At 45.5% G+C, this 20766-nt stretch carries 18 protein-coding genes; 8 read left to right on the forward strand and 10 right to left on the reverse strand.

Annotated elements, in window-relative coordinates:
• Window positions 1–19: 19 nt before the first annotated feature.
• Window positions 20–1567: a DNA recombination protein RmuC gene (gene rmuC / locus ACXABW_RS14825; protein WP_457523315.1), complete on the reverse strand. Its 1548-nt coding sequence runs from the start codon at window positions 1565–1567 to the stop codon at window positions 20–22.
• Window positions 1568–1703: 136 nt separating this feature from the next.
• Between rmuC and ACXABW_RS14830 the strand changes: the two genes are divergently transcribed.
• Complete coding sequence (locus ACXABW_RS14830) at window positions 1704–2612, forward strand: DMT family transporter (protein WP_252028833.1); 909 nt, start codon at window positions 1704–1706, stop codon at window positions 2610–2612.
• A 4-nt stretch (window positions 2613–2616) separates the two neighbouring features.
• Here the strand turns inward: ACXABW_RS14830 and ACXABW_RS14835 are convergent, their stop codons facing one another.
• Window positions 2617–3441, reverse strand: a complete 825-nt coding sequence (locus ACXABW_RS14835) for an HDOD domain-containing protein (protein ID WP_265686824.1) — start codon at window positions 3439–3441, stop codon at window positions 2617–2619.
• Window positions 3442–3671: 230 nt separating this feature from the next.
• On the opposite strand from ACXABW_RS14835, the gene ACXABW_RS14840 reads away from it, so the two are divergent.
• Entirely contained in the window at window positions 3672–6098 is a 2427-nt protein-coding gene (locus ACXABW_RS14840; RefSeq protein ID WP_457525035.1) for an EAL domain-containing protein, read from the forward strand.
• 294 nt (window positions 6099–6392) lie between these two features.
• Window positions 6393–7025 (forward strand): alternative oxidase, encoded by a 633-nt coding sequence (locus tag ACXABW_RS14845; protein ID WP_457523316.1) that lies wholly within the window; start codon window positions 6393–6395, stop codon window positions 7023–7025.
• 63 nt (window positions 7026–7088) lie between these two features.
• On the opposite strand, the gene ACXABW_RS14850 is transcribed toward ACXABW_RS14845, so the two are convergent.
• The 3 genes from ACXABW_RS14850 to ftnA form a co-directional block, all read right to left on the reverse strand.
• Complete coding sequence (locus ACXABW_RS14850) at window positions 7089–8276, reverse strand: NAD(P)/FAD-dependent oxidoreductase (RefSeq protein WP_457523318.1); 1188 nt, start codon at window positions 8274–8276, stop codon at window positions 7089–7091.
• A 109-nt stretch (window positions 8277–8385) separates the two neighbouring features.
• Window positions 8386–8709, reverse strand: coding sequence for a universal stress protein UspB (gene uspB / locus ACXABW_RS14855; protein ID WP_252028841.1), 324 nt, complete (start codon window positions 8707–8709; stop codon window positions 8386–8388).
• Between the two features lie 72 nt (window positions 8710–8781).
• Window positions 8782–9309 (reverse strand): non-heme ferritin, encoded by a 528-nt coding sequence (gene ftnA / locus ACXABW_RS14860; RefSeq protein WP_252028843.1) that lies wholly within the window; start codon window positions 9307–9309, stop codon window positions 8782–8784.
• A gap of 156 nt (window positions 9310–9465) precedes the next feature.
• On the opposite strand from ftnA, the gene uspA reads away from it, so the two are divergent.
• Window positions 9466–9891: a universal stress protein UspA gene (gene uspA, locus ACXABW_RS14865; RefSeq protein ID WP_252028844.1), complete on the forward strand. Its 426-nt coding sequence runs from the start codon at window positions 9466–9468 to the stop codon at window positions 9889–9891.
• A gap of 55 nt (window positions 9892–9946) precedes the next feature.
• Window positions 9947–10825, forward strand: a complete 879-nt coding sequence (locus ACXABW_RS14870; RefSeq protein WP_252028845.1) for a carboxylate/amino acid/amine transporter — start codon at window positions 9947–9949, stop codon at window positions 10823–10825.
• Window positions 10826–10898: 73 nt separating this feature from the next.
• Here ACXABW_RS14870 and ACXABW_RS14875 read toward each other — a convergent pair whose 3' ends face one another.
• From ACXABW_RS14875 to ACXABW_RS14885, 3 genes are all read right to left on the reverse strand, one after another.
• Window positions 10899–11420, reverse strand: coding sequence for a hypothetical protein (locus tag ACXABW_RS14875; protein WP_457523319.1), 522 nt, complete (start codon window positions 11418–11420; stop codon window positions 10899–10901).
• Between the two features lie 100 nt (window positions 11421–11520).
• Window positions 11521–12300 carry a class I SAM-dependent methyltransferase gene (locus ACXABW_RS14880; RefSeq protein WP_265688144.1) on the reverse strand — a complete coding sequence of 260 codons (780 nt, stop codon included), beginning with the start codon at window positions 12298–12300 and terminating at the stop codon, window positions 11521–11523.
• A 139-nt stretch (window positions 12301–12439) separates the two neighbouring features.
• The gene (locus tag ACXABW_RS14885; RefSeq protein ID WP_457523320.1) at window positions 12440–15586 is read right to left on the reverse strand and encodes an ABC transporter substrate binding protein; all 3147 of its coding nucleotides are present in this window, start codon (window positions 15584–15586) and stop codon (window positions 12440–12442) included.
• A 105-nt stretch (window positions 15587–15691) separates the two neighbouring features.
• Here ACXABW_RS14885 and asnC point away from each other — a divergent pair, with 105 nt between their 5' ends.
• Window positions 15692–16156, forward strand: coding sequence for a transcriptional regulator AsnC (gene asnC, locus ACXABW_RS14890; RefSeq protein ID WP_252028852.1), 465 nt, complete (start codon window positions 15692–15694; stop codon window positions 16154–16156).
• A 59-nt stretch (window positions 16157–16215) separates the two neighbouring features.
• Here the strand turns inward: asnC and tsrA are convergent, their stop codons facing one another.
• On the reverse strand, window positions 16216–16497 hold the full coding sequence (gene tsrA, locus ACXABW_RS14895; protein ID WP_457523321.1) for an H-NS-like global regulator TsrA: 282 nt from the start codon (window positions 16495–16497) through the stop codon (window positions 16216–16218).
• Window positions 16498–16584: 87 nt separating this feature from the next.
• The gene (locus tag ACXABW_RS14900) at window positions 16585–17763 is read right to left on the reverse strand and encodes a multidrug effflux MFS transporter (protein WP_457525036.1); all 1179 of its coding nucleotides are present in this window, start codon (window positions 17761–17763) and stop codon (window positions 16585–16587) included.
• 125 nt (window positions 17764–17888) lie between these two features.
• Here ACXABW_RS14900 and ACXABW_RS14905 point away from each other — a divergent pair, with 125 nt between their 5' ends.
• Window positions 17889–18830 carry a LysR family transcriptional regulator gene (locus tag ACXABW_RS14905; RefSeq protein ID WP_457523322.1) on the forward strand — a complete coding sequence of 314 codons (942 nt, stop codon included), beginning with the start codon at window positions 17889–17891 and terminating at the stop codon, window positions 18828–18830.
• Window positions 18831–18928: 98 nt separating this feature from the next.
• Window positions 18929–20722: an aminopeptidase P family protein gene (locus ACXABW_RS14910; protein ID WP_457523323.1), complete on the forward strand. Its 1794-nt coding sequence runs from the start codon at window positions 18929–18931 to the stop codon at window positions 20720–20722.
• The last annotated feature ends 44 nt before the right edge of the window (window positions 20723–20766 follow it).

Raw genomic sequence — 20766 nt, forward strand, 5'->3', positions numbered from 1 at the left:
TCTTTGATGCTCAAAATACCTATTCAGATTTAGCTAATGCGTAGTCAGCGCTATCTGATTGATTTGATGAGTGAACCTCAAGGCTATCTTCCTCATCATGACCAGCTAACTCCACAAGGCTGTGAGAGATAGGCCGCTTCACCTCCACCCCTAGCTGTTTAAAGGATTCAGCCTGACGGATAACATTGCCACGCCCTGTCGCCAGTTTATTCATCGCCCCTTGGTAGTTTTGGTTGGCTTTGTCTAGCGCACCGCCCAAACTCTCCATGTCATCGACAAACAAACGTAGCTTGTCATACAGCTTGCTGGCTTTATCGGCGATGTGTTGAGCATTTTGATTCTGGCGTTCATTACGCCACAGATTATCTATGGTCCGCAGTGCCACCAGCAAGGTAGTCGGGCTCACCAAGATAATGTTTTGTTCCATGGCATCTTTGACCAAACTAGGGTCAGCTTGAATGGCCACTTGAAAGGCAGGTTCAACCGGAATAAACATCAAGACATAATCGAGGCTTTGAATGCCTTTTAACTGATGGTAATCCTTCTGACTTAAACCTTTGATATGAGCGCGCAATGCCACTAAGTGATCGGCCAAAGCGCGTTCTTTTGCTTGATCGGATTCTGCGTTGAAGTAACGCTCAAAAGCAACCAACGCCATCTTGGAATCCACTACAACTTGCTTATCGTGAGGCAGATGGACAATCACATCCGGTTGATAGCGTTTGCCTGCTTCATTTTGTAAGCTGACTTGAGTTTGGTACTCATGCCCTTCACGAAGGCCTGATTCTGCCAATACTCGCGCTAAGACCACTTCCCCCCAGTTACCTTGCTGCTTGTTGTCCCCTTTGAGGGCCTGAGTCAGGTTGACAGCTTCTTTGGTCATTTGCTCATTAAGGCGCTGAAGGTTTTTTAGCTCATGGACTAAGGTATGACGTTCTTTCGCCTCTTGGCTAAAACTGTCGTTGACCTGTTTCTTAAAGCCTTCCAATTGCTCTTTTAAAGGTGAGAGCAACCCTTCCAAACTTTGCTTGTTCTGCTGATCGACTTTAGCTGTCTTGGTTTCAAATAGCTGATTAGCAAGGTGTTCAAACTGTTGTTTTAAGCGCTCTTCTGCTTGCTCTAACAGCTGCAGCTTTTCTAGATTGGCTTTGTTTTCTTGCTCATGTCGTGCTTCTTGCTCACGCAGTTGCGCTTCAAGCTGAGACTTATGCTCACGAATCTGGTTAAGGTCATCAGCATACTGCTGGCGCTCTTGCTTAACGGCTTCAAAGTAACGCAGCTTTTCCATGACCGCCATTAGCTTGCCGTGTGATTGTTTAAGCTCATAGGCCGATTTATCACGCTCGCTGTCGAGCTCGTCGAGCTCCGACTGGGCTTCATGCAGCTCTTTTTTGGCTTGCTCCAATTGGGCGGTATAAAGCTGCTGATTAGACTCAATTTGCTGCTCCAATAAACGAGTATGGAACTGCATTTTTTGCTTCACCCACCAACCAGCAGCGCCACCAGCGATGATTGCACCGCCAAAGGTACTGATCAAAATCTCTTGATGCTCAATAATCCATTGCATTGTAAAGGCGTAACCTACCGTAAAGACAATTAGTTAAATGGTATTTCGATACTGGATAAATGTCCAGTTTGTCGCATTTCTAATCAACAGATAGACTAGGCGCTTCTCACCTCAAACTACCGTTAGAAAGGACACTATGAACGAGCGTCGCGCAATAGGATTTGGGCTTTCAGCCGTATTACTTTGGTCTACCGTAGCGACAGCGTTTAAGCTGACTCTGGCGGAGTTTACTCCGATACAAATGCTAACGATGGCGAGTGTGGTTTCAGCCATCGCGTTGATCATCATTTGTGCGCTGCAAGGTAAGCTCAATCAGCTGTCTACCACCTTTTTATCCAATCCAGGTTATTACCTGCTGCTTGGCCTAATCAACCCACTGGCCTACTACCTGATCTTATTTAAAGCCTACGACTTGTTGCCCGCTTCCCAAGCTCAAGCTATCAACTACAGTTGGGCGATCACCCTGACGTTAATGGCCGCTGTTTTTTTGGGGCAGGCAATACGTAAAAAAGATTGGATAGCGTGCGCGTTCAGCTACTTAGGTGTGGTGGTCATTGCCACTAAAGGTGATTTACTCGGATTACAGTTTGATAGCCCACTTGGGGTTGGTTTAGCGCTACTTTCAACGCTGCTTTGGGCTGGCTATTGGATTTTAAACACCAAGAACAAAGCTGATCCGGTTGTCGGTGTGCTACTTGGCTTTTTAATTGCTATTCCGTTTGCCATTGGACTGAGCATTTATGAAGGTGCACCATGGAGCCAAATCACCACGAAAGGTTGGGCTGCGGTCACTTATGTGGGCTTATTTGAAATGGGAGTGACCTTTGTACTGTGGCTAAGTGCATTAAAGTCGACTCAAAACACAGCACGAATCAGCAATTTGATTTTTGCCTCACCGTTTATCTCTCTGATGCTATTGGCAACCATCATTGGTGAAGAAATCCACCCTGCAACACTAGTTGGCCTGGTACTTATCATTACAGGCCTTGTGATCCAGCAGATCAAATGGGGCAAAAAAGATCGCCCCGCAGAAAATCAGATCTAACCAGTTAAAAAAGCTGATAGGCCATTTCACTGCCTTGCCCGCGAATCCCGTCAATATCGCTGGCAAGGTCGGCTGATAGTCCTAATGCCTTGGCAGCTGGGTGATTGGCTAAGTAATGCTGCTTCTCGTCTTCCTCTAGCATCGAATCCCACCGACGATGAATATCTCGCGCTAAGTACAATACACAGGCCAAGCGCTTCGATTCATTAGCCTTGCTCGGCTGATTCACGTTCGCGATCGCATCTACCATTGCGGCTGGGAATTTCCACGTTTCCGCTAACACGGCCCCCAGTTGCTGGGCATCGGTTTTGAGTACGTCTCGCTGTACTTGCAATGGGTCTTCACCCGCTTCAACTCGCACGGTAATTTCTTGCGCTTTATCTGGCACTAACGAATGAATCATCAGTTCGCCGATGTTGTGCAATACCCCTGTGGTGAACACTTCATTTGGATCCAACTTAGCACTTTTCGCTAGCGTGCTGGCAATCATGGAGATCTCAAACGTATTGGCCCAATAGTCTTTAATGTTGAGCGTCTCTAACTTGGGAAAAGTGGTCGAGAGGATCGAGGAAGAAATAAGCGTACGGATTGCTCCAGCCCCTACCCGGACTATGGCATCGTTAATAGTCGACACCCCTTTTACGCCACCGAAGTGAGCCGAATTGGCCATGCGAAGCACACGCGCACTGAGTACCTGATCCATTGACATTTTTTTCGATAGCTCACCAAAATCTATGGTTTCTCTGTTCACCATATCGAGCAATTCTTGCAACACACTTTCAATACGAGGCAGTTCGTTGATTCGAGAAATAAGCGCTTCTTGACTCATTCGTCTACTCCTTCCGCTTAATCAATAGCACTCCATTAATATAGGTCAGGATCGGTGAGTTCGGACGTCAAAATGCACGCATATCATCACGCACTTTGCAGTTCGGCGTATGCTTCATAGCGTATCTATTGAGCAAAGTGTTACAATCTAGACAGCCTTGAGCTGACTCTTTGCGCAATACAAGACAATAAATAGCGCAGATGTTGAACACTTTATTGATATTGCTTGCTATGCCAGATTACTCATTACCCTCTAGTCAGGTGGAAAGTTGGCGTCAACTTTTCCATCAATATGGTTCAGATTCTCTGAACTGTTATCAGCTGTACTGCCTACAAGATGGTGTAACTTGGCAGCCCATATTCGCGCCATGTGACGAGCAATCTGACTCAGAAGGTTTACTTGAAGAGCTCACTCAGCTGCATGCTCAGATAAACCCAATGACTATCCAGTGTCATCACATCAACACTACAGAATCCCAACACCTCACTTGCCCAATTTGGCGCGAAAATGGTGTGTTGTTTGGCTTTCTGGTGGCTAAAACTCAACCTTCAGTCCAAACAAATGCTAAAGATAGTATCGAAATACTGTGCGCAAAAGTGAGTTACGATCTCAGCCAATTGTTTGTTCCAACGCCAGGTTCACTGCCAACATTGCAGGAGTTTATCGACAGCTTAGAAGACCACACCTGGATAAAAAGCGCGGATGGTCAGTACTTGATGTGCAATCACAGCGTCGAGCAAGCATGGGGGCTCAGTACCGACAAGATTGTCGGCAAGTATGATAACGAGCTTTTTGACCAAGAACTGGCGAACAAGTTTGCAGACACCGATAATGTCGTGATTGAAAGTGGCAAGCAGTTCATCGTTGAGGAGTGCCCTTCCGAGGGAAAAGACAACGAGAGTGTTTGGCTAGAAACTATCAAGTCTCCTGTTAATAACCGTAAAGGCGAACCGTTAGGCGTACTAGGCATGACGCGAAACGTCACCCGCAGGAAGATGGTTGAGAATCAGCTTGAGCTAGCATCAAAGATATTTAACAACTCCCAAGAAGGCATGCTGATAACAGACAGCCGCGCCAACATTATTGACGTCAACGCAGCCTTTACGACAATCACTGGCTACGATGCTAAAGATGTTATTGGTCGAAATCCCAAAATTCTGCAATCTGGCCATCATGATGATGAATTCTATAAGCAGCTGTGGGAACAGTTAAACAATAAAGGCCAATGGAAGGGCGAATTTATTAACCGTCGCAAAGACAACAGCGTTTACCCTCAAATTGCCACTATCAGTGCTGTTCAAGACGACCACCAGCAACTGATTAACTACATTTGTGTGTTCGAGGACATTACCACTCAGCGGGCTCACGAAGAAAAACTAGAAAAGATGGCGTTCTACGACCCATTAACTGAGCTGCCCAACCGAAGTCATATCATTAGCCTGCTGGGTCAACAAATTAAACACGACCAAGCGTTTGCTACGCTGTTTATGGACATTGACCACTTTAAGCATATTAACGATAGTTTAGGTCACTATAGCGGCGACCAAATCTTGATCGAGCTGGCCGATAGACTCAAGCATACACTCAGGCATCACGATCATATTGCTCGAATTGGTGGTGACGAATTCGTTATTGTTCTCACCGAGTACGACGATACTGAAAATCTGAAGGTCGTAATCCACAAGATTTTGTCTCTGTTTAACCAGCCTTTTTCGCCGCTTGATACTCAGTCTCTTAGACTTTCTACCAGTATTGGTGTAGCGCTGTACCCTCAAGATGGTAATGACACCGAGACTTTACTAAAAAACGCCGATACAGCGATGTATAAAGCCAAGAAGAATGGCCGCAACGGTTACGCATTTTATACCCCCGACCTCACCACTCGCTCTGTCTCACACGTCCGTTTGCAAAGCGCACTACATGAAGCCATTGAACTAAACCAACTGAGTTTACGCTACCAGCCACAATACAACTTACGCACGATGCAGTTGCTCGGCTTTGAAGCATTACTACGTTGGTACCACCCTCAATTTGGTTTTGTCTCGCCTGAACAGTTTATCCCGGTGGCAGAGAAAGCGGGTTTGATCAATCAAATTGGAGAGTGGGTACTAACAGAAGCGTGTAAACAAGGTAGAGCTTGGTTAGATAGGGGCTATTATTTTGAGCGGCTGGCCGTCAATGTATCAGCCATTCAATTGCAGCACAGTGGCTTCACCAATCGCTTAAAGCAAATTCTTCAGCAAACCGCCTTTCCTGCGGAACACTTGGAAATCGAAATAACCGAAGGGTTCTTTATGCAAGACCCGACTCAAGCAGCGAACTACCTAAATGATCTTCGCTCACTGGGTGTCGTTGTCTCATTAGATGATTTCGGAACGGGCTACTCTTCGCTTTCCTATCTAAAAGGTCTACCACTCGACAAATTGAAAATTGACCGTTCATTTATCAGTGATGTGCCGAACAACCCTGATAGCAACGCCATCGTCAATGCTATCTTGGCTATGGGGAAAAGCTTATCTTTAACCGTTATTGCAGAGGGTATCGAGACCCAAGCGCAACATGAATATCTATTGGATCATGGCTGCTCTTGTGGGCAAGGCTTTCACCTAGGAAAACCAGATAAGCCCGAAGCACAAACTCGCTTGTTAGAACCTTAAGACGCTCCATCTACAATAAGTATTAACACCAATGAGGAAGCTTTGGTTTCCTCATATGGTGGTAGAAAATTAACGACTATCTTATCTTGGGTCATCTAATAAATTGACCCAAGCTATAACTCTACACAACTCACAGCCCACCCAAGTCAAATCGACACAAAAGAAAAAATTAGACTCAAAAAACAACAAGGTCAATTAGACCCAAACAGAAATAAAACCAATAAATACAATCACATAAAAACTGGCATACTTTCTGATATATCGACTCTAGTTGTATAAGTCAGGAAATTTAATATGTCGTTCAAAAATAAACACTATCAACCAGAGAGCTTGTCAGAAAAGGCAGCTCTACTGGTCACTCGACTTCTTAAAAAAACGCTCAACCTTTTCTATGGTAAACACCTTGCCAAAAGAGCCATGTTGCTGGAAACCATTGCAGCTGTCCCTGGGATGGTTGCTGGGGTCAGTAACCACCTCAAGGCTCTGCGCAGGATGAAAGATGATGGCGGCTGGATAAAGGAGCTGTTAGACGAAGCAGACAACGAGCGAATGCACCTAATGATTTTCCTCGATGTCACTCATCCTTCTATTTTTGAGCGCATCATGGTGATGTCGCTGCAATTCATCTTCCTGATCATATACGGTTTTATTTACTTAGTTTCTTCTAAGACCGCGCATCGTATTGTTGGTTATTTTGAGGAAGAAGCGTGTAACAGTTATTCCGAATACATATCGAAGATTCAAGATGGAACCCTCCCCAACCAGCCTGCACCACAGATTGCGATTAACTACTACCAACTACCAAGCGATGCCAGTTTCTTAGATGTACTTGAAAGAATCAGAGAAGATGAAGCTGAACACCGCGATAAAAACCACGAATTTGCTGATTCCTATAAAAACAAACAACTTCCCGCTCACCAAAGCTAGCGACCAAAATAACAAGAGCCAGCATTACGCTGGCTCTTTTGAACAAATATGAAGGCTGATTAACTACACTCGCTGCCCGGCTGCGAAGCCTGAACTCCAGCACCACTGGAAGTTGTAGCCCCCTAGCCAGCCAGTAACATCCATCACCTCACCAATGAAGTACAAGCCCGCTACCGATTTGCATTCCATCGTCTTCGACGAAATCGTGTCGGTATCAACACCGCCCAAAGTTACCTCTGCCGTTCGGTAGCCTTCAGTGCCATTAGGTACTATCTGCCACTGTTCTAACGTGCTGACAATAGCGCTCAGTTCTTTGGGATTATATTGTTTAAGAGGCTTGTCTGAGATCTCTTTACGCTCAATCAGAACTTCGACCAGGCGCTTAGGTAACACTTTGGCTAGCGTGTTCTTCATGCTTTGGTTAGGGTGCTTCTCACGCGAGGCTTCTAGTAGCTGCGTAACATCCGCTTCTGGGACTAAGTTAATCGTTACCTTCTGACCCGCTTTCCAGAATGATGAGATCTGCAATACAGACGGCCCAGAAAGGCCACGATGCGTAAACAGCAAAGCTTCTTTAAATACCGTTCCATCTTCCGCTGTGATTTCCGCCGGTATCGCAATGCCAGATAACTCAGCAAAATCTTCTTTGTCTTGCTTGTGTAATGTAAACGGCACTAAGCCCGCCGTCGTAGGCACAACAGGTAGCCCGAATTGCTCAGCAATTTTATAACCAAATGGCGTCGCACCAAGCTTAGGCATGGATAAACCGCCCGTTGCCACCACCAACGACTCGCATTCAATCACGTCAGTATCAAGATGCAGTGAGAAGCCGGATTCTGTTTTCTCTATATGGTGTACATCGGTTTTATAACGCTGTGAGATGTTGGGCATGTCACACTCTTTGAGCAACATCGACACGATGTCTTTTGCCGAATCGAGGCAGAACAACTGGCCATGGTCACGCTCTTCAAACTCGATCCCATATTTGCTGACCATCGAAATGAAATCCCAGTTGGTGTACTGAGACAACGCCGATTTAACGAAGTGAGGGTTACGACATAAGTAATTATTCGCCGACACGTCATAATTGGTGAAATTACAACGACCACCGCCTGAGATAAGGATTTTTCGTCCTGGTTTCTTTGCGTTATCAACCACCAGCACTCGGCGCCCTCGCATACCAGCTTGGGCAGCGCACATTAAACCTGCAGCGCCTGCACCAATGATAACGACATCAAACTTGTTACTCATGACCGTGTCTACTCGAACTATTGCAATAAAAAAGGATGTGCGAAAGCGCACATCCTTACTAACTTTGGCCGCTATTCTAACGGCTATTCAGCACAATGCCAATCTAGGGTTACACCATGAAGGCGGCAAGTAACGTAACAGCAAGTAGCCCAGAAGAGAGAATGAAGAGCTCACGGACTCTATCGCACTTACCAGTAAATACTGGGTCGTGGTGGTGATGGTACTCTTTACTCTTAAGATAGTGGAACAGCCGCACTTGTTTAGTGACGTTACCATGAGTGGTAAAGAATCCGCCGCCATCCACTTGCTGATAAAGCAAAGGATGCGCTTCACGCATGATGTAAATAAGTGAGCGTAGCGCCGTTAGATAGCGCGCCATGTTGACACAGGTAACCAGCATCAACGCTAGTAGAATGGTATCTCCACTGATCATCTTCTCCTCCCTACACCTTCTAACTGTGCCCGAGAGAAAAAGACGATCAATTAAGAGGTCTTTTCGCTGAAATTACTCAGCTGGGGCATCCATGATAGAAGATGAACCTTCTTTTGCCAGTGCTGCTAGGTCTTTGTCGATAAAGAACAGCGCTTTGCCGTCTTCGCCTACTAAGTCTAGCTTGTCTAAAATCCCTTTAAACAACTTCTCTTCTTCGTGCTGTTCAGCAACGTACCACTGCAGGAAGTTGAATGTAGAGTAATCTTGGGTAGTGAAAGCAACGTGAGCCAGCTTGTTGATTTTTTGCGTAATCATCTGCTCATGCTCGTAAGTTAAACGGAATACTTCGCCAAGGCTGCCAAATTCATGCTGCGGGGCTTCAATTGCACCTAGAATTGGCATCGCACCTGTTTCACTTACGTAAGTGAAAAGACGCTGCATGTGCTCCATTTCTTCCACTGCATGAGTACGAAGAAACTCGGCTGCGCCTTCAAAACCTTTGTCTTCACACCAAGCACTCATTTGTAAGTATAGATTGGATGAGAAAAATTCGAGATTAATTTGCTCATTCAATTGATCAACCATAGCTTGAGGCAACATTTTCGACTCCTAATGACTCTATCTAGTTGTATTTACTATATCAGTTTTCATAACCATAACATCTTGCGCAGTGAATGTGGATCTGAGATCGCTGCTGCAAATTTATTCTCCTCCCGGTGCTAAATTGTAGATAGACCCTTACAAGGAGATAGCATCATGAGTTATCAACATATTTTGGTTGCCGTCGATCTTTCTGAAGACAGCAAAGTGTTAGTGGATAAAGCCGTGGCGCTCGCTAAACCATTGAACGCCGAAATATCCTTTATTCATATCGATGTGAACTACGCAGAGCTCTACACTGGCTTAATTGACATCAACCTTGCAGAAACCCAGCACCAAGCGATGGAAGCGTCGCAGAAGCAGTTACAAGCCTTTGCCGACCATGCTCAATACCCAGTGAAACACACCCTAGTGGGAAGCGGCGATCTTGGCAGTGAGCTGTGCGACACCATTAAAGAGTTCAATATTGACTTGGTTGTATGTGGGCATCATCAAGACTTTTGGAGCAAGCTTCTGTCTTCGACCAGGCAACTGATCAATTGCTCTCCAGTAGATATGCTGGTGGTACCACTCAAAGACTGACTCTAGCGTCAAACTCGGTTAGACTGCAGGCACTTATTGATAATGAATATTAGTCATGTTTTATCTATCTGCAGTCACCCTACTTTGGGCATTCTCATTTAGCTTGATCGGCGTTTACCTCGCCGGTCAGGTCGATTCATGGTTTTCGGTTTGGATCCGTGTCGCTTTAGCCAGCGTAGTGTTTCTACCGTTCCTTAAATTCCGTGGTGTTGAAAAGTCATTGATCGCTAAGTTAATGGTCATTGGTGGTTTTCAACTGGGCTTAATGTACTGTTTCTACTATCAGTCTTTCCTTCTTCTATCAGTCCCAGAAGTCCTACTATTTACGGTATTTACTCCTATATACGTCACTCTAATCTATGACTTACTCAAAGGACGTTTTTCTCCTTGGTATCTCGTTACCGCAGCCATTGCAGTTGCTGGTGCAGCGTTCATCAAGTTTGATGGTATCAATGAGAATTTCATCTTAGGCTTTTTGGTCGTGCAGGGTGCCAACCTATGTTTTGCCATTGGTCAGGTTGGTTACAAGTACGTTATGGAGCAATCGCCAGTAGAACTACCACAACACACGGTCTTCGGTTACTTCTACTTGGGAGCTTTGTGTGTTGCGACAGTGGCATTTGCTTTGATGGGTAATATCGACAAACTGCCTACTACCCAGCTGCAATGGGGCATTTTGATCTACCTAGGCTTGATCGCCTCAGGATTGGGGTACTTTGCTTGGAATAAAGGCGCATGTCTTGTCAACGCTGGCGCACTCGCGGTGATGAACAATGTGCTGGTTCCCGCTGGTTTGCTGGTCAACATTGTTATCTGGAATAGAGATGTCGATTTAGTACGCCTGTCGATTGGTGGCGCCATTATTGCGCTATCTCTGTGGGTGAATGAAACTTGGGTTAAGCGCCGCGTCGCGCAGCAATACCAACAAGCCTAATCCATTTCAAATAGCAAAACGCCCGCAATACTGCGGGCGTTTTTATATTCGTTTTATTCTGACTTAATGGTTTTTAATGAACCTGTGAGTGTGTACTCACTTCCAGTGGTGTATTACTTAGCGTTGCTAATTGGCCATTCACTCGAGCGAACTTACCTTCTAGCTTTTGATGCTTCTTAAGTAGTTTCTGTTGCTTCTTAAGCACCTTGCTGAGCTTCTTGTGATATTTCTTCTGCTTCTTGAGTGCTTTGCTGGCTTTCTTCAATGCTTTCTTCGATGCTTTCTCACTGGGTGCTGCAGTATCCACCGCTTCAACCTCTACACTAGGCAAGACAGCAGGTGCAACCTGTTCTAGTTTAGTTTCTTGGTTGTCCGGTAAAGCCTCAGCGAGCAAGCCACATTGGCGTTGTTGCTCAATCGGTTTATCTTGGCAAGATTTTGGCGGGATGGCAGCAGGTTTACACAACGAGCTTTTACTCGCAGAAGAACGAGCGCATGAACGACAAACATATTTCGGCTCCGTCACCAGTTGGTGTATCTCGCCTAAATTACTCGCAATGTCATGTCGATTAAGCTTACAAAATCGTTTAGCCATACTACTCACCAAGCTAAGAATAAAAATGATTCTTAGTTAGATATACCTTTAGCTCAGCAAGTAAGCAAGCAGAAAATAGTGTACTTTTGTCAGTTAAACGTTAAGTCATTGATGCGATTACATACACATCAAAGCGATTTTTTTTGGTTTCTATCGCCATCGTCGGTTTTTGCTGATCCAACCATTGGGCGTAGTCTGGACGCTTCACCACTACCCGTTTGGTCGCTAACGCCATTGCGGGTTCCAGTAGTGCGTCGGCATCGTTGTCGGCCCCAACCAAGGATTGGAAAACACGCATCTCCTTTTTCACCAAGGCAGACTTTTTCTTGTTTTCTGGATGAGGATACATAGGGTCAAGGTAGACTACATCAGGCTTAACGAAGGTTCCGTCCTCTGCAAGTTTATCTAACGCATCATGGCTGGATGCATGGATAAGTGAAAGCCGTTCCGTAACCCATACACCGATTTCAGGGTCTTGCTTGGCACGTTGTAAGCCATCATCCAGTAATGCAGCTACCACTGGGTGCCTTTCAACCATTTGCACACGACACCCCAAAGACGCCAGTACAAAGGCATCTCGCCCTAACCCAGCCGTACCATCTAAAATGGTTGGCGTCGCACCTTTATTTAACCCAGCAGCTTTAGCAATCGCCTGGCCTTTACCACCACCAAATTTACGCCTGTGACCAACTGCGCCGCCGATGAGGTCTACATAGATCGCCCCCAGTTTGGGTTCGTCGAGCTTACGTAACTCTAGCCGTTCATCAGTCAGCACCAATGCAAATAAGCTGTCAGTGTCGTGAACTAACCCCCATCGCTCCGCTATCTCGTCTAGCTGTAGGGTTTGACTTGGGTTTTCACAAATCAGTTGTAGATGCAACGTAAGCTCCAGATAAGGTATATCGGTCGTAAGTGAGCTGCAGTTTACCTAACTTTAGCTTCGGCGACTATTGGATTGAAGGCATGGAATTATCGCTATGATTCGTATCGCGCAACTCATTAGATTCACTTACAGCTAACTAAGCCCTGCTTGCTTCCCCCTCTAACTCGGCCACCAGCTCCGCGAGCGGTTTGGGCTTACCGATGATATAACCTTGAGCATAGTTCACCCCAAGCTCTTGCAACTTATCAATGATCTGGGTGTTCTCTACAAACTCAGCGACGGTTTTCTTACCCATTTGCTGAGCTAAGTCGTTAATTGCTCGTACCATGATGTAGTCCATTTCATTGACATCAATATCGCGAACGAAAATTCCATCGATTTTCACCACATCAACTGGCAGCTTTTTCAAGTAACCGAAAGAAGATAAGCCTGATCCAAAATCATCCAATGCAATTACACACCCCAACTGCTTGAGTTGAGTAAACAACTCAATAGCTTGGTTCATATTACTCATTGCTGCTGTTTCAGTGATTTCTAAACATATCTTCTCACACGGTACCGGGCTGGTTTCTAGGGTATGTAGCAGGAAGCGGATAAACTCCCGGTTGCCCATCGAATGCCCGGATAAATTAATTGAACATCGGCTTAGCTGATCTAGTGAGTTAGGGTTCGCCTCAAGCCAATGAAGAGTCTTAGTTATGACTTGTTTATCGATCAGATGAGCAATGTTGTATCGCTCGGAAGCTGGCATAAATATCCCGGGAGAGATGTATTCACCTTTAGGGTTACGAATACGTACGAGTATCTCAAAGTGCATATTGGCTTGCTGCTCAGACAGGTCGAGGATGCGCTGAGCAAACAGTTCAATGCGGTCATGAGCTAATGCATCGTGGACAAGGTTAACGCTTTCCATTTCACGCTCTCGGCGCTGCAAATCCGCATCATCTGGGCAATATAAGTTGAAACGGTTACGCCCCTCTTCTTTGGCAGCATGACAAGCGGTGTCAGCTTGAGCATGAACCATTTGCGGTGAAGAAGCGGTATGGTCTATCAATCGAATACCAATTGAACAAGTCAGGTTTAGGCGAATATCATCCCACAGGAACGCTTGCTCGCTGAGTGTAGTAATGATCTGTTTCGCCAACCTTACCGCGTCGTTCTCGGTGCAGTCTTTCAATAATATCGAGAACTCATCGCCCCCCATCCGAGCCAGTAAGGCCTTATACGGCAGTATCTCTTCCAGCATACTGGCGCAGAACTGAATCGCCGCATCGCCCGCTTCATGGCCAGCGGTATCATTAAGTACCTTGAGTTGATCCATATCGAGGTACAGCATGGCATGAGTGCGCATATGGCTCTGTGTTTCTTTCAGCGCTTTGTCTAGTTCCAACTCAAAGTAGTTACGGTTGTAGGTATCGGTGAGCAAGTCGTAACGTGCTTGATATTCCAGTTGTGCTTCAAGCTTTCTGTTTTGCGATACATCTTCACCCACAATTAAGATGCTTCCCGATTCAACCATAGGACGGATGTTTTCCCTCACCCACACAGCATGCCCATCATGATGGCGATACTCTATTTCACGACGCCATACACCTTTCATCACTTGTTTTGGCTGCAGCAGAACCTGCCTAGGTTCGATAGATTCTTTATGGGTATAAAACTCTTTAAGTTTTCGTCCTAACAGATCACCAGAGCGATGGCCCAGTAGTTGCTCGGCGAACCGGTTAACTTGTTGGATACGATTGTACTCATCGAGTGTAATCATCATTACTGGTTGTTGGTCGTAGTAGTGACTAAGCTTAGCTTCTCGCTGAAACAGTTTATCTTCAGTAATTTTTCTAGAGGTGATGTCCCGCGCTTCAAACAGGTACTGATGCTCTCGATCGCTCTTTATCTGCATTTGCTTGAGTGTAATCTCAAGCACCATAGACCCCTGCTCACGATGCCAGAACTCACCTTCAAACTGGCTGACACTGGCACTATCATTGCTGTCTGGATTGAAGAATGCTTCGATCTGCTCTGAAGAGTCGCGATGCCAATGTTTGTGCTGCCAAATAGGTTTATTCAATTGGTAATGCTTGTCGTAAAGCAGTTCCTGCAGTTTGCTATTGTTCGACTGAATACGTCCAAACTGATCTAGGATGCCAATATACTGATAGGTCTGGTCGAATACCGACTCCAGTAATACCTGGCTGTTAATCGCCGCTTGCTGGCTGACTTTAAGTTTTCGTAAGTAATAGACAAGGAAGAAAATAATCGCGCTGAAAATGGAGATGATTGCCGCAAGCCATTTGAGCTCTTGTTGGTAACGTTCAGCGAAAGTCTTAGGCTTATTGAACAACACCGCATCAGCAACATTATCGACACCGAGCCCCCAGTGCTCCAAAGCTTGATAGTCCAACTTAATTTCAGGGGTACCGACTTTCACTTTCGGTAGCGGTTTATCGGGGTTATTCAACGCTTTTATCAGAACTTGCGCGGTTTCTCGCCCTTGCTGCTTACCACTTTGAATCACCCCACCGACAGCGCCGTTGCCCAGCCCTAGGTCATGAACCATATAAACGGGTGCTGATGCGTACTCATTGAACGACTGCCATACTTTATCGTTCACTACCCATCCGTTCTCATCTCGGTAATAAACCCAGAATAAAACACTTTCCTCACTATCAATCTGACCTACCCACGTTTTCAGCTGTTGGTAGGTAGTGGGCGTGTAGTTTTCAACCAGCGATTGGTAACTAGGATGAGAATTAAGAAACTTGGTTACTTGTTGGCGCACTGCTTTGCCAGTCACCGAATGGTCGCTTACTACGTAGACTTTCTTAACATTCGGCTGCAGTTTTTTAATTAGGGTGATGTTACTCAGGATATCTGTGTCTTCATTGACACCGGTCGCTTTAAGCCCAGCATGTAAAGCTGGTTGGTAGTCGTTGATACCACCAAATACCACCAGCGTATCGCCTAATTGTGGAGCCAGCCGCTTCATCAAATCTAAGGCGTTATTGTCACTCACAACCACAGCGCGATATTGCTCTTGCTCAAATTTGGTTTTGTACAGCTGGTACAGTTGTTCTAAGTACTCAGGGCTCTGTAGCCTTTTGGTATCTAAGTAGACAACTCGAGTAGAAACATCTTGCTCTGATAGCACATTTTCAAGTCCTTTCTGAAAGGCATCAGTCCAGAAAAAGCCTTGGTGATAGGAGTGAACAACGAGCACATCCTTTTCTTGTGCGAAACCACTGAAGCTAATCAAGCTAGCGAATAATATAAAAATAAAGCGCAAAGGATGTTTCTCGTTGTTGAGTATGGGTAATAGAATCGATAGTGATGATAAATTATACTCGCTCCATCCCCAAATTTCTGATTCGAAATTGTCTAAGGACACACAATGCAAAGCGCCACGACAAAACTAGACACGCTAGATAAAGCCATTCTCAAGACGCTCATGGAAGATGCCCGTAAACCCTACGCAGAAATGGCCAAACAGTTTGAGGTAAGCCCTGCCACCATTCACGTTCGAATCGAAAAGATGAAAGCGGCTGAGATAATTCAGGGAACCGAGGTCATCGTTGATACCAAAAAGCTTGGCTATGACGTGTGTTGCTTCATCGGCATTAATTTGAACGCAGCGCGCGATTACCATTCTGCACTAGAAAAACTCAATGCTTTAGAGGAAGTGGTTGAAGCATACTACACCACTGGTGCGTACAATATCTTCGTGAAACTGATGTGCCGTTCGATTGAAGAGCTGCAGTATGTACTGATTGATAAGTTGCAAGCCATCGATGAGGTACAGTCGACCGAGACTCTTATCTCGCTACAAAACCCGATCAACCGTAACGTGAATCCATAAAAAAAGCTCATTATAGCAATGAGCCCTTTTCAAAATTGTTTTAAGACGAGACGGTTCGACTAACGTTCTAAGTACGCTTTCAGTTCTTCAGCTGAAATCCCCTGCTCGGCTAGCTGCTTAGCCATCAACTCAACTTGTTCGTCTTTTCTGGCTTCAATCACCTGCTGAAATTGAAATACGATATCACGAAGCATATGAATCGGTACTTGCTTGGCTGCGCTACGAATACGCTCGCCACTTTGGTTCCCCAACTCGTTCAGTAGCTTGCCGAACATAACCTTCTCAGGTGAGTCTTCAAGCTGCTCTAAAACGCGAGCCATTTCATAAGTCGTCATTGCCATTACAGGTGTTATTCCAATTAGTTAACTTGTTGGTGAACGGTAAATATACACCTGTTTTAACAGCAGGAAAACACTCTTTACCTTGATTTACGCCATCGCATGTTGATGCCAGCGCTTACCTGCTTTGGAAAACAGGATAATCAAAGCCGGTGCCACTAACCACATTTGCAGCGCAATCATAAACTGCGGTTCTAGACCAGTACGTTGCATGATTCCCACTACTAGGCCCGAACCACTCATTTGAAATAAACCAAGCAGTGCCGCAGCTGTTCCGGCTTTGTCTCCAAAAGGAGCTAACGCCTTGCCCGCGGCAGAACCAAGTATCCAAGCAAAACCGACCGACGAAATGAAGATTGGCAGCATGAACGCAAATGCTGTTGGGGTATTAGCTAATAGCAACATGATAACACCCGCCAGCAGTAGCATGACTACACCAACAATCAGAGACAGACGTGTTCCAAACTTATCCATGAACTTCGGTGCACTCATACATGCGGCAATGTTGATCACCGCATTAACTCCGAACCAGAAGGTAAACTCATTCATAGTTAGCCCTAGGTTTTCCATCAACACAACGGGTGCGGAAGTTACATAAGCTAGGATGACCGCCATCGCCAACATACACATCGACGCATGGAATAAGAATGAAGGTGTCTTCAATACCGACCAGTAACGTTCAAACTTAAACACCGCTTGCTTTTCAGTTGCAGGATTAGTTTCTTTCATAGAAGTCAGCATCAGCAGGCCAATCACTAGCGCGAAAATTGCCATAAAGCTGAAGTTGCTTCGCCAACCAAATTGCTGAGTCAGCCAGCTACCTAGTATCGGAGCCAATGCTGGGATAAAACAAATCGCCCCATTCAAGTAACTGATCATCTTGCCACTTTTCTGTGGACCGAAAATGTCGCGAACTGTTGCAAAAGCTGCTACCGATGTCGCGCACGCACCTAAGCCTTGTAGCAGCCTAGCCATTAACATCCACTCAATGCTTTGAGCTGCCCACGCCAAGCAAGCACTCAAGCCATAGATGCCAATTCCCGCCAATGCAACAGTTCGACGTCCGAGTTTATCTGCCAGTGGGCCAGCAAACAGTTGGCCTACACCCATGGCAAATAGGAACCATGTAATAGTGTCTTGTGCTAGAGCGTGTTCCACGTGAAACGCCTGAGAAATTAGGGGTAACGCAGGCAAGTAAATATCAATAGCCAATGGGCTAAACAGTACCAACAAAGTCAGTAACATCATTTGCAACTTGCTGTTTGGCATTACGCTCGTATTCGACACAAGAAACTCCTATAAACTTTACTTCAATGGCGCTCATCTTAGAGAAACTATGATATGAATGAAAATGGCATATACTCATTACCATTATTCCAATTTGGAAAATCACAATGAATATCGAAAAGCTGGCCCGTATAGACCTCAACCTATTGGTGTGCCTCAATGTTTTATTTGAAGAACTCAGCGTTACTCGTACTGCTCACCGCTTGTGCTTAAGCCAGTCTGCCGTGAGCAAGTCATTGGCAAAGTTGCGCGAACAGTTTGATGATCCCTTGTTTATCCGCTCGTCACACGGATTAAGAGCAACGCCTAAATCTCTGTTTTTAAAACCAAAGCTTGAAGTACTAGTTAATCAGCTTGAGCTAATAACTCAGCCTGAAGAGTTCTCACCAAGCTCTAGTGAATACCGCTTTCACGTTGCTGCAGTAGAAAGTGTGTACCCGCTAATACTCCCTCACTTTTTGCCAGCTATTTTTCAACATGGCCCAAATTTAAACATCTCCACACACCCGTGGACTGACCAAACTTTTAAAAGGCTTCAATTGGGTGAATTAGATTTGGGTATCACAGGGCGAGATATCGATATCAATGATGCAAAGCTGACGATGCTCCCTCCCGATGATATTTGTGAGCAGGAGATCTATCGAGATACACAAATGTGTGTAGTCAGGAAAGACCACCCTGTTCTAAGCGGCAACTGGACGCTCGAGACCTATCTTTCGATGCGTCATGTTCAAGTACGCTGCGACGGCAATGATCGTTGGCTACTCGATTATCGTTTGGCCGATATTGGCGTTGAACGAGACATCGCAATCACGGTGCCGGATTTCAATAGCGCGGCGAGCCTATGCACCTACACCGACTTTGTGTTCACTGCACCTAGCCACTTTACCCACTTAGTCGCGAAACAGATGGACTTAGTCGTGCTCCCTCTGCCAATGGAATTTCCGCCAATGGCCTACACCCTTTTCTGGCATCTAGACAGAGAGAATGACCCAGCACTGACCTGGCTAAGAAATATTATTAAGCAAAAAACCCTTCACCTCAGATAATTTGCAGGCTGACGGTAAAAGGAGTAGCTTATTCGTCTACCGTCCTTAACTTTCAATGAGATTCTCGCGATAGGACATCAAAACAAGGATAATTTCAGATGCTACATTCAACTAATGAGCGTGTTTCCGCTTTGCGTGCTTGGCTTAATGACAACAACTTCGACGCTATCATCATTCCTCACGAAGATGAGTATCTTGGCGAATACGTCCCTGCCCATAACGAACGACTACACTGGCTGACAGGGTTTACTGGTTCAGCGGGCGCGGCCGTCATCACCCAAGATAACGCAGCCATATTTGTCGATGGTCGATATACCGTTCAAGTACGTAAAGAAGTACCAGGTGAATTGTTTGAATACCGCCACCTAATCGAAGAACCAGCTCTCGATTGGATTATTGATAACGTAGCTAAAGACAGCAAAGTCGCCTTCGACCCACGTATGCATAACGCAGCGTGGCTAAATCACGCGCAAGCAACCTTGAGTGCCACTCATCACTTATCATCTATTGAAATCAATCCAATAGACCTACTTTGGGCAGATCGTCCAGAACCAGTGATCTCTGAAGTAATGTTGATGACAACGGAGCAAGTTGGACAATCTAGCTCCGAGAAGCGCACTCAAATAGCAGAACTCATCAAAAAAGCAGGCGCAGACAGTGCGGTCATCACCGCCTTAGATTCAATCTGTTGGCTGCTTAATGTTCGCGGACTTGATGTCTCTCGACTACCAGTGTTGCTTTCACATGCTATCTTGCACAGCGACTCAAGCATTGAATTTTTCCTAGACCCAAACCGTTTACCACAAGAGTTCAACCAACACTCAGGGCCTAACGTTGAAGTCCATCACCCGGATACCCTTCAAGTTCGCCTAGAAGCACTAGAAGGAAAGCGAGTCCTTGTTGACCCAACCACAAGTAATGCTTGGTTTAAGTTAGTACTTCAAAATAGTGGTGCCAAAGTGGTTAGCGCAGCTGACCCTTGTTTGCTACCGAAAGCGACTAAAAACCCAGTAGAGATCGAAGGCATGAAACAATGCCACCTGCGTGACGGTGCTGCGATGGTTGAATTCCTATATTGGTTAGATACCGAAGTCGCTGCAGGACGCCTACATAACGAAGCAAAGCTATCTGACCAGCTTGAAAGCATTCGTCGTAAAGATCCAACCTTAAAAGACCTTAGCTTTGATACCATTTCAGCCGCTGGCGGCAACGCAGCCATGTGTCACTATAATCACGAGAATCAGCCTCAACCAGGCGAACTCACCATGGATTCTTTGTACTTAGTTGACTCAGGTGGTCAGTACCTTGATGGCACAACGGACATAACACGTACGATTGCCATCGGCCAACCAAGTGCAGAGATGATTAACCAGTTCACTCTGGCACTTAAAGGCCATATTGGCATTGCAAGAGCGCGCTTCCCACAAGGCACTAAGGGCTATCAAATTGACGCACTTGCTCGTCAGCATCTATGGGCAGAAGGTTATGATTATGACCATGGAACTGGTCACGGTGTTGGTCACTTCCTAAGTGTTCATGAAGGACCACAAAGCATTTCGAAGAAACAAATCGATGTATCACTATTGAAAGGTATGGTTCTATCCAATGAGCCTGGCTACTACCGTGCTGATAAGTTTGGTATTCGTATAGAGAACCTCGAATTGGTCGTTGAGTTAGAAACTGAAGGTGATTTCCCAGTCCTTGCATTTGAGTCTCTTACTCGTTGCCCGATTGACTACCGAAACATTAACGTTAATAAGCTGACCAAGTTTGAGCTTAATTGGCTTAATAACTATCACGAAAAGGTATGGCAGGAAATTAGCCCATTAGTGAGTGGCGAAGCTAGATCATGGTTACGCAATGCGACTCAACCTCTTGCCTACAAGAACTAGAAATCTAACGTAAACAAAAAGGCTACTCACTCTTGAGTAGCCTT

The sequence above is a fragment of the Vibrio paucivorans genome (genome assembly GCF_054053395.1).

Bases quoted from the DNA above. Each gene is read 5' to 3' on its own strand.
- rmuC (WP_457523315.1), bottom strand. From the start codon at position 1,567: ATGCAATGGATTATTGAGCATCAAGAGATTTTGATCAGTACCTTTGGC.
- ACXABW_RS14830 (WP_252028833.1), top strand. From the start codon at position 1,704: ATGAACGAGCGTCGCGCAATAGGATTTGGGCTTTCAGCCGTATTACTT.
- ACXABW_RS14835 (WP_265686824.1), bottom strand. From the start codon at position 3,441: ATGAGTCAAGAAGCGCTTATTTCTCGAATCAACGAACTGCCTCGTATT.
- ACXABW_RS14840 (WP_457525035.1), top strand. From the start codon at position 3,672: ATGCCAGATTACTCATTACCCTCTAGTCAGGTGGAAAGTTGGCGTCAA.
- ACXABW_RS14845 (WP_457523316.1), top strand. From the start codon at position 6,393: ATGTCGTTCAAAAATAAACACTATCAACCAGAGAGCTTGTCAGAAAAG.
- ACXABW_RS14850 (WP_457523318.1), bottom strand. From the start codon at position 8,276: ATGAGTAACAAGTTTGATGTCGTTATCATTGGTGCAGGCGCTGCAGGT.
- uspB (WP_252028841.1), bottom strand. From the start codon at position 8,709: ATGATCAGTGGAGATACCATTCTACTAGCGTTGATGCTGGTTACCTGT.
- ftnA (WP_252028843.1), bottom strand. From the start codon at position 9,309: ATGTTGCCTCAAGCTATGGTTGATCAATTGAATGAGCAAATTAATCTC.
- uspA (WP_252028844.1), top strand. From the start codon at position 9,466: ATGAGTTATCAACATATTTTGGTTGCCGTCGATCTTTCTGAAGACAGC.
- ACXABW_RS14870 (WP_252028845.1), top strand. From the start codon at position 9,947: ATGTTTTATCTATCTGCAGTCACCCTACTTTGGGCATTCTCATTTAGC.
- ACXABW_RS14875 (WP_457523319.1), bottom strand. From the start codon at position 11,420: ATGGCTAAACGATTTTGTAAGCTTAATCGACATGACATTGCGAGTAAT.
- asnC (WP_252028852.1), top strand. From the start codon at position 15,692: ATGCAAAGCGCCACGACAAAACTAGACACGCTAGATAAAGCCATTCTC.
- tsrA (WP_457523321.1), bottom strand. From the start codon at position 16,497: ATGGCAATGACGACTTATGAAATGGCTCGCGTTTTAGAGCAGCTTGAA.
- ACXABW_RS14900 (WP_457525036.1), bottom strand. From the start codon at position 17,763: ATGCCAAACAGCAAGTTGCAAATGATGTTACTGACTTTGTTGGTACTG.
- ACXABW_RS14905 (WP_457523322.1), top strand. From the start codon at position 17,889: ATGAATATCGAAAAGCTGGCCCGTATAGACCTCAACCTATTGGTGTGC.
- ACXABW_RS14910 (WP_457523323.1), top strand. From the start codon at position 18,929: ATGCTACATTCAACTAATGAGCGTGTTTCCGCTTTGCGTGCTTGGCTT.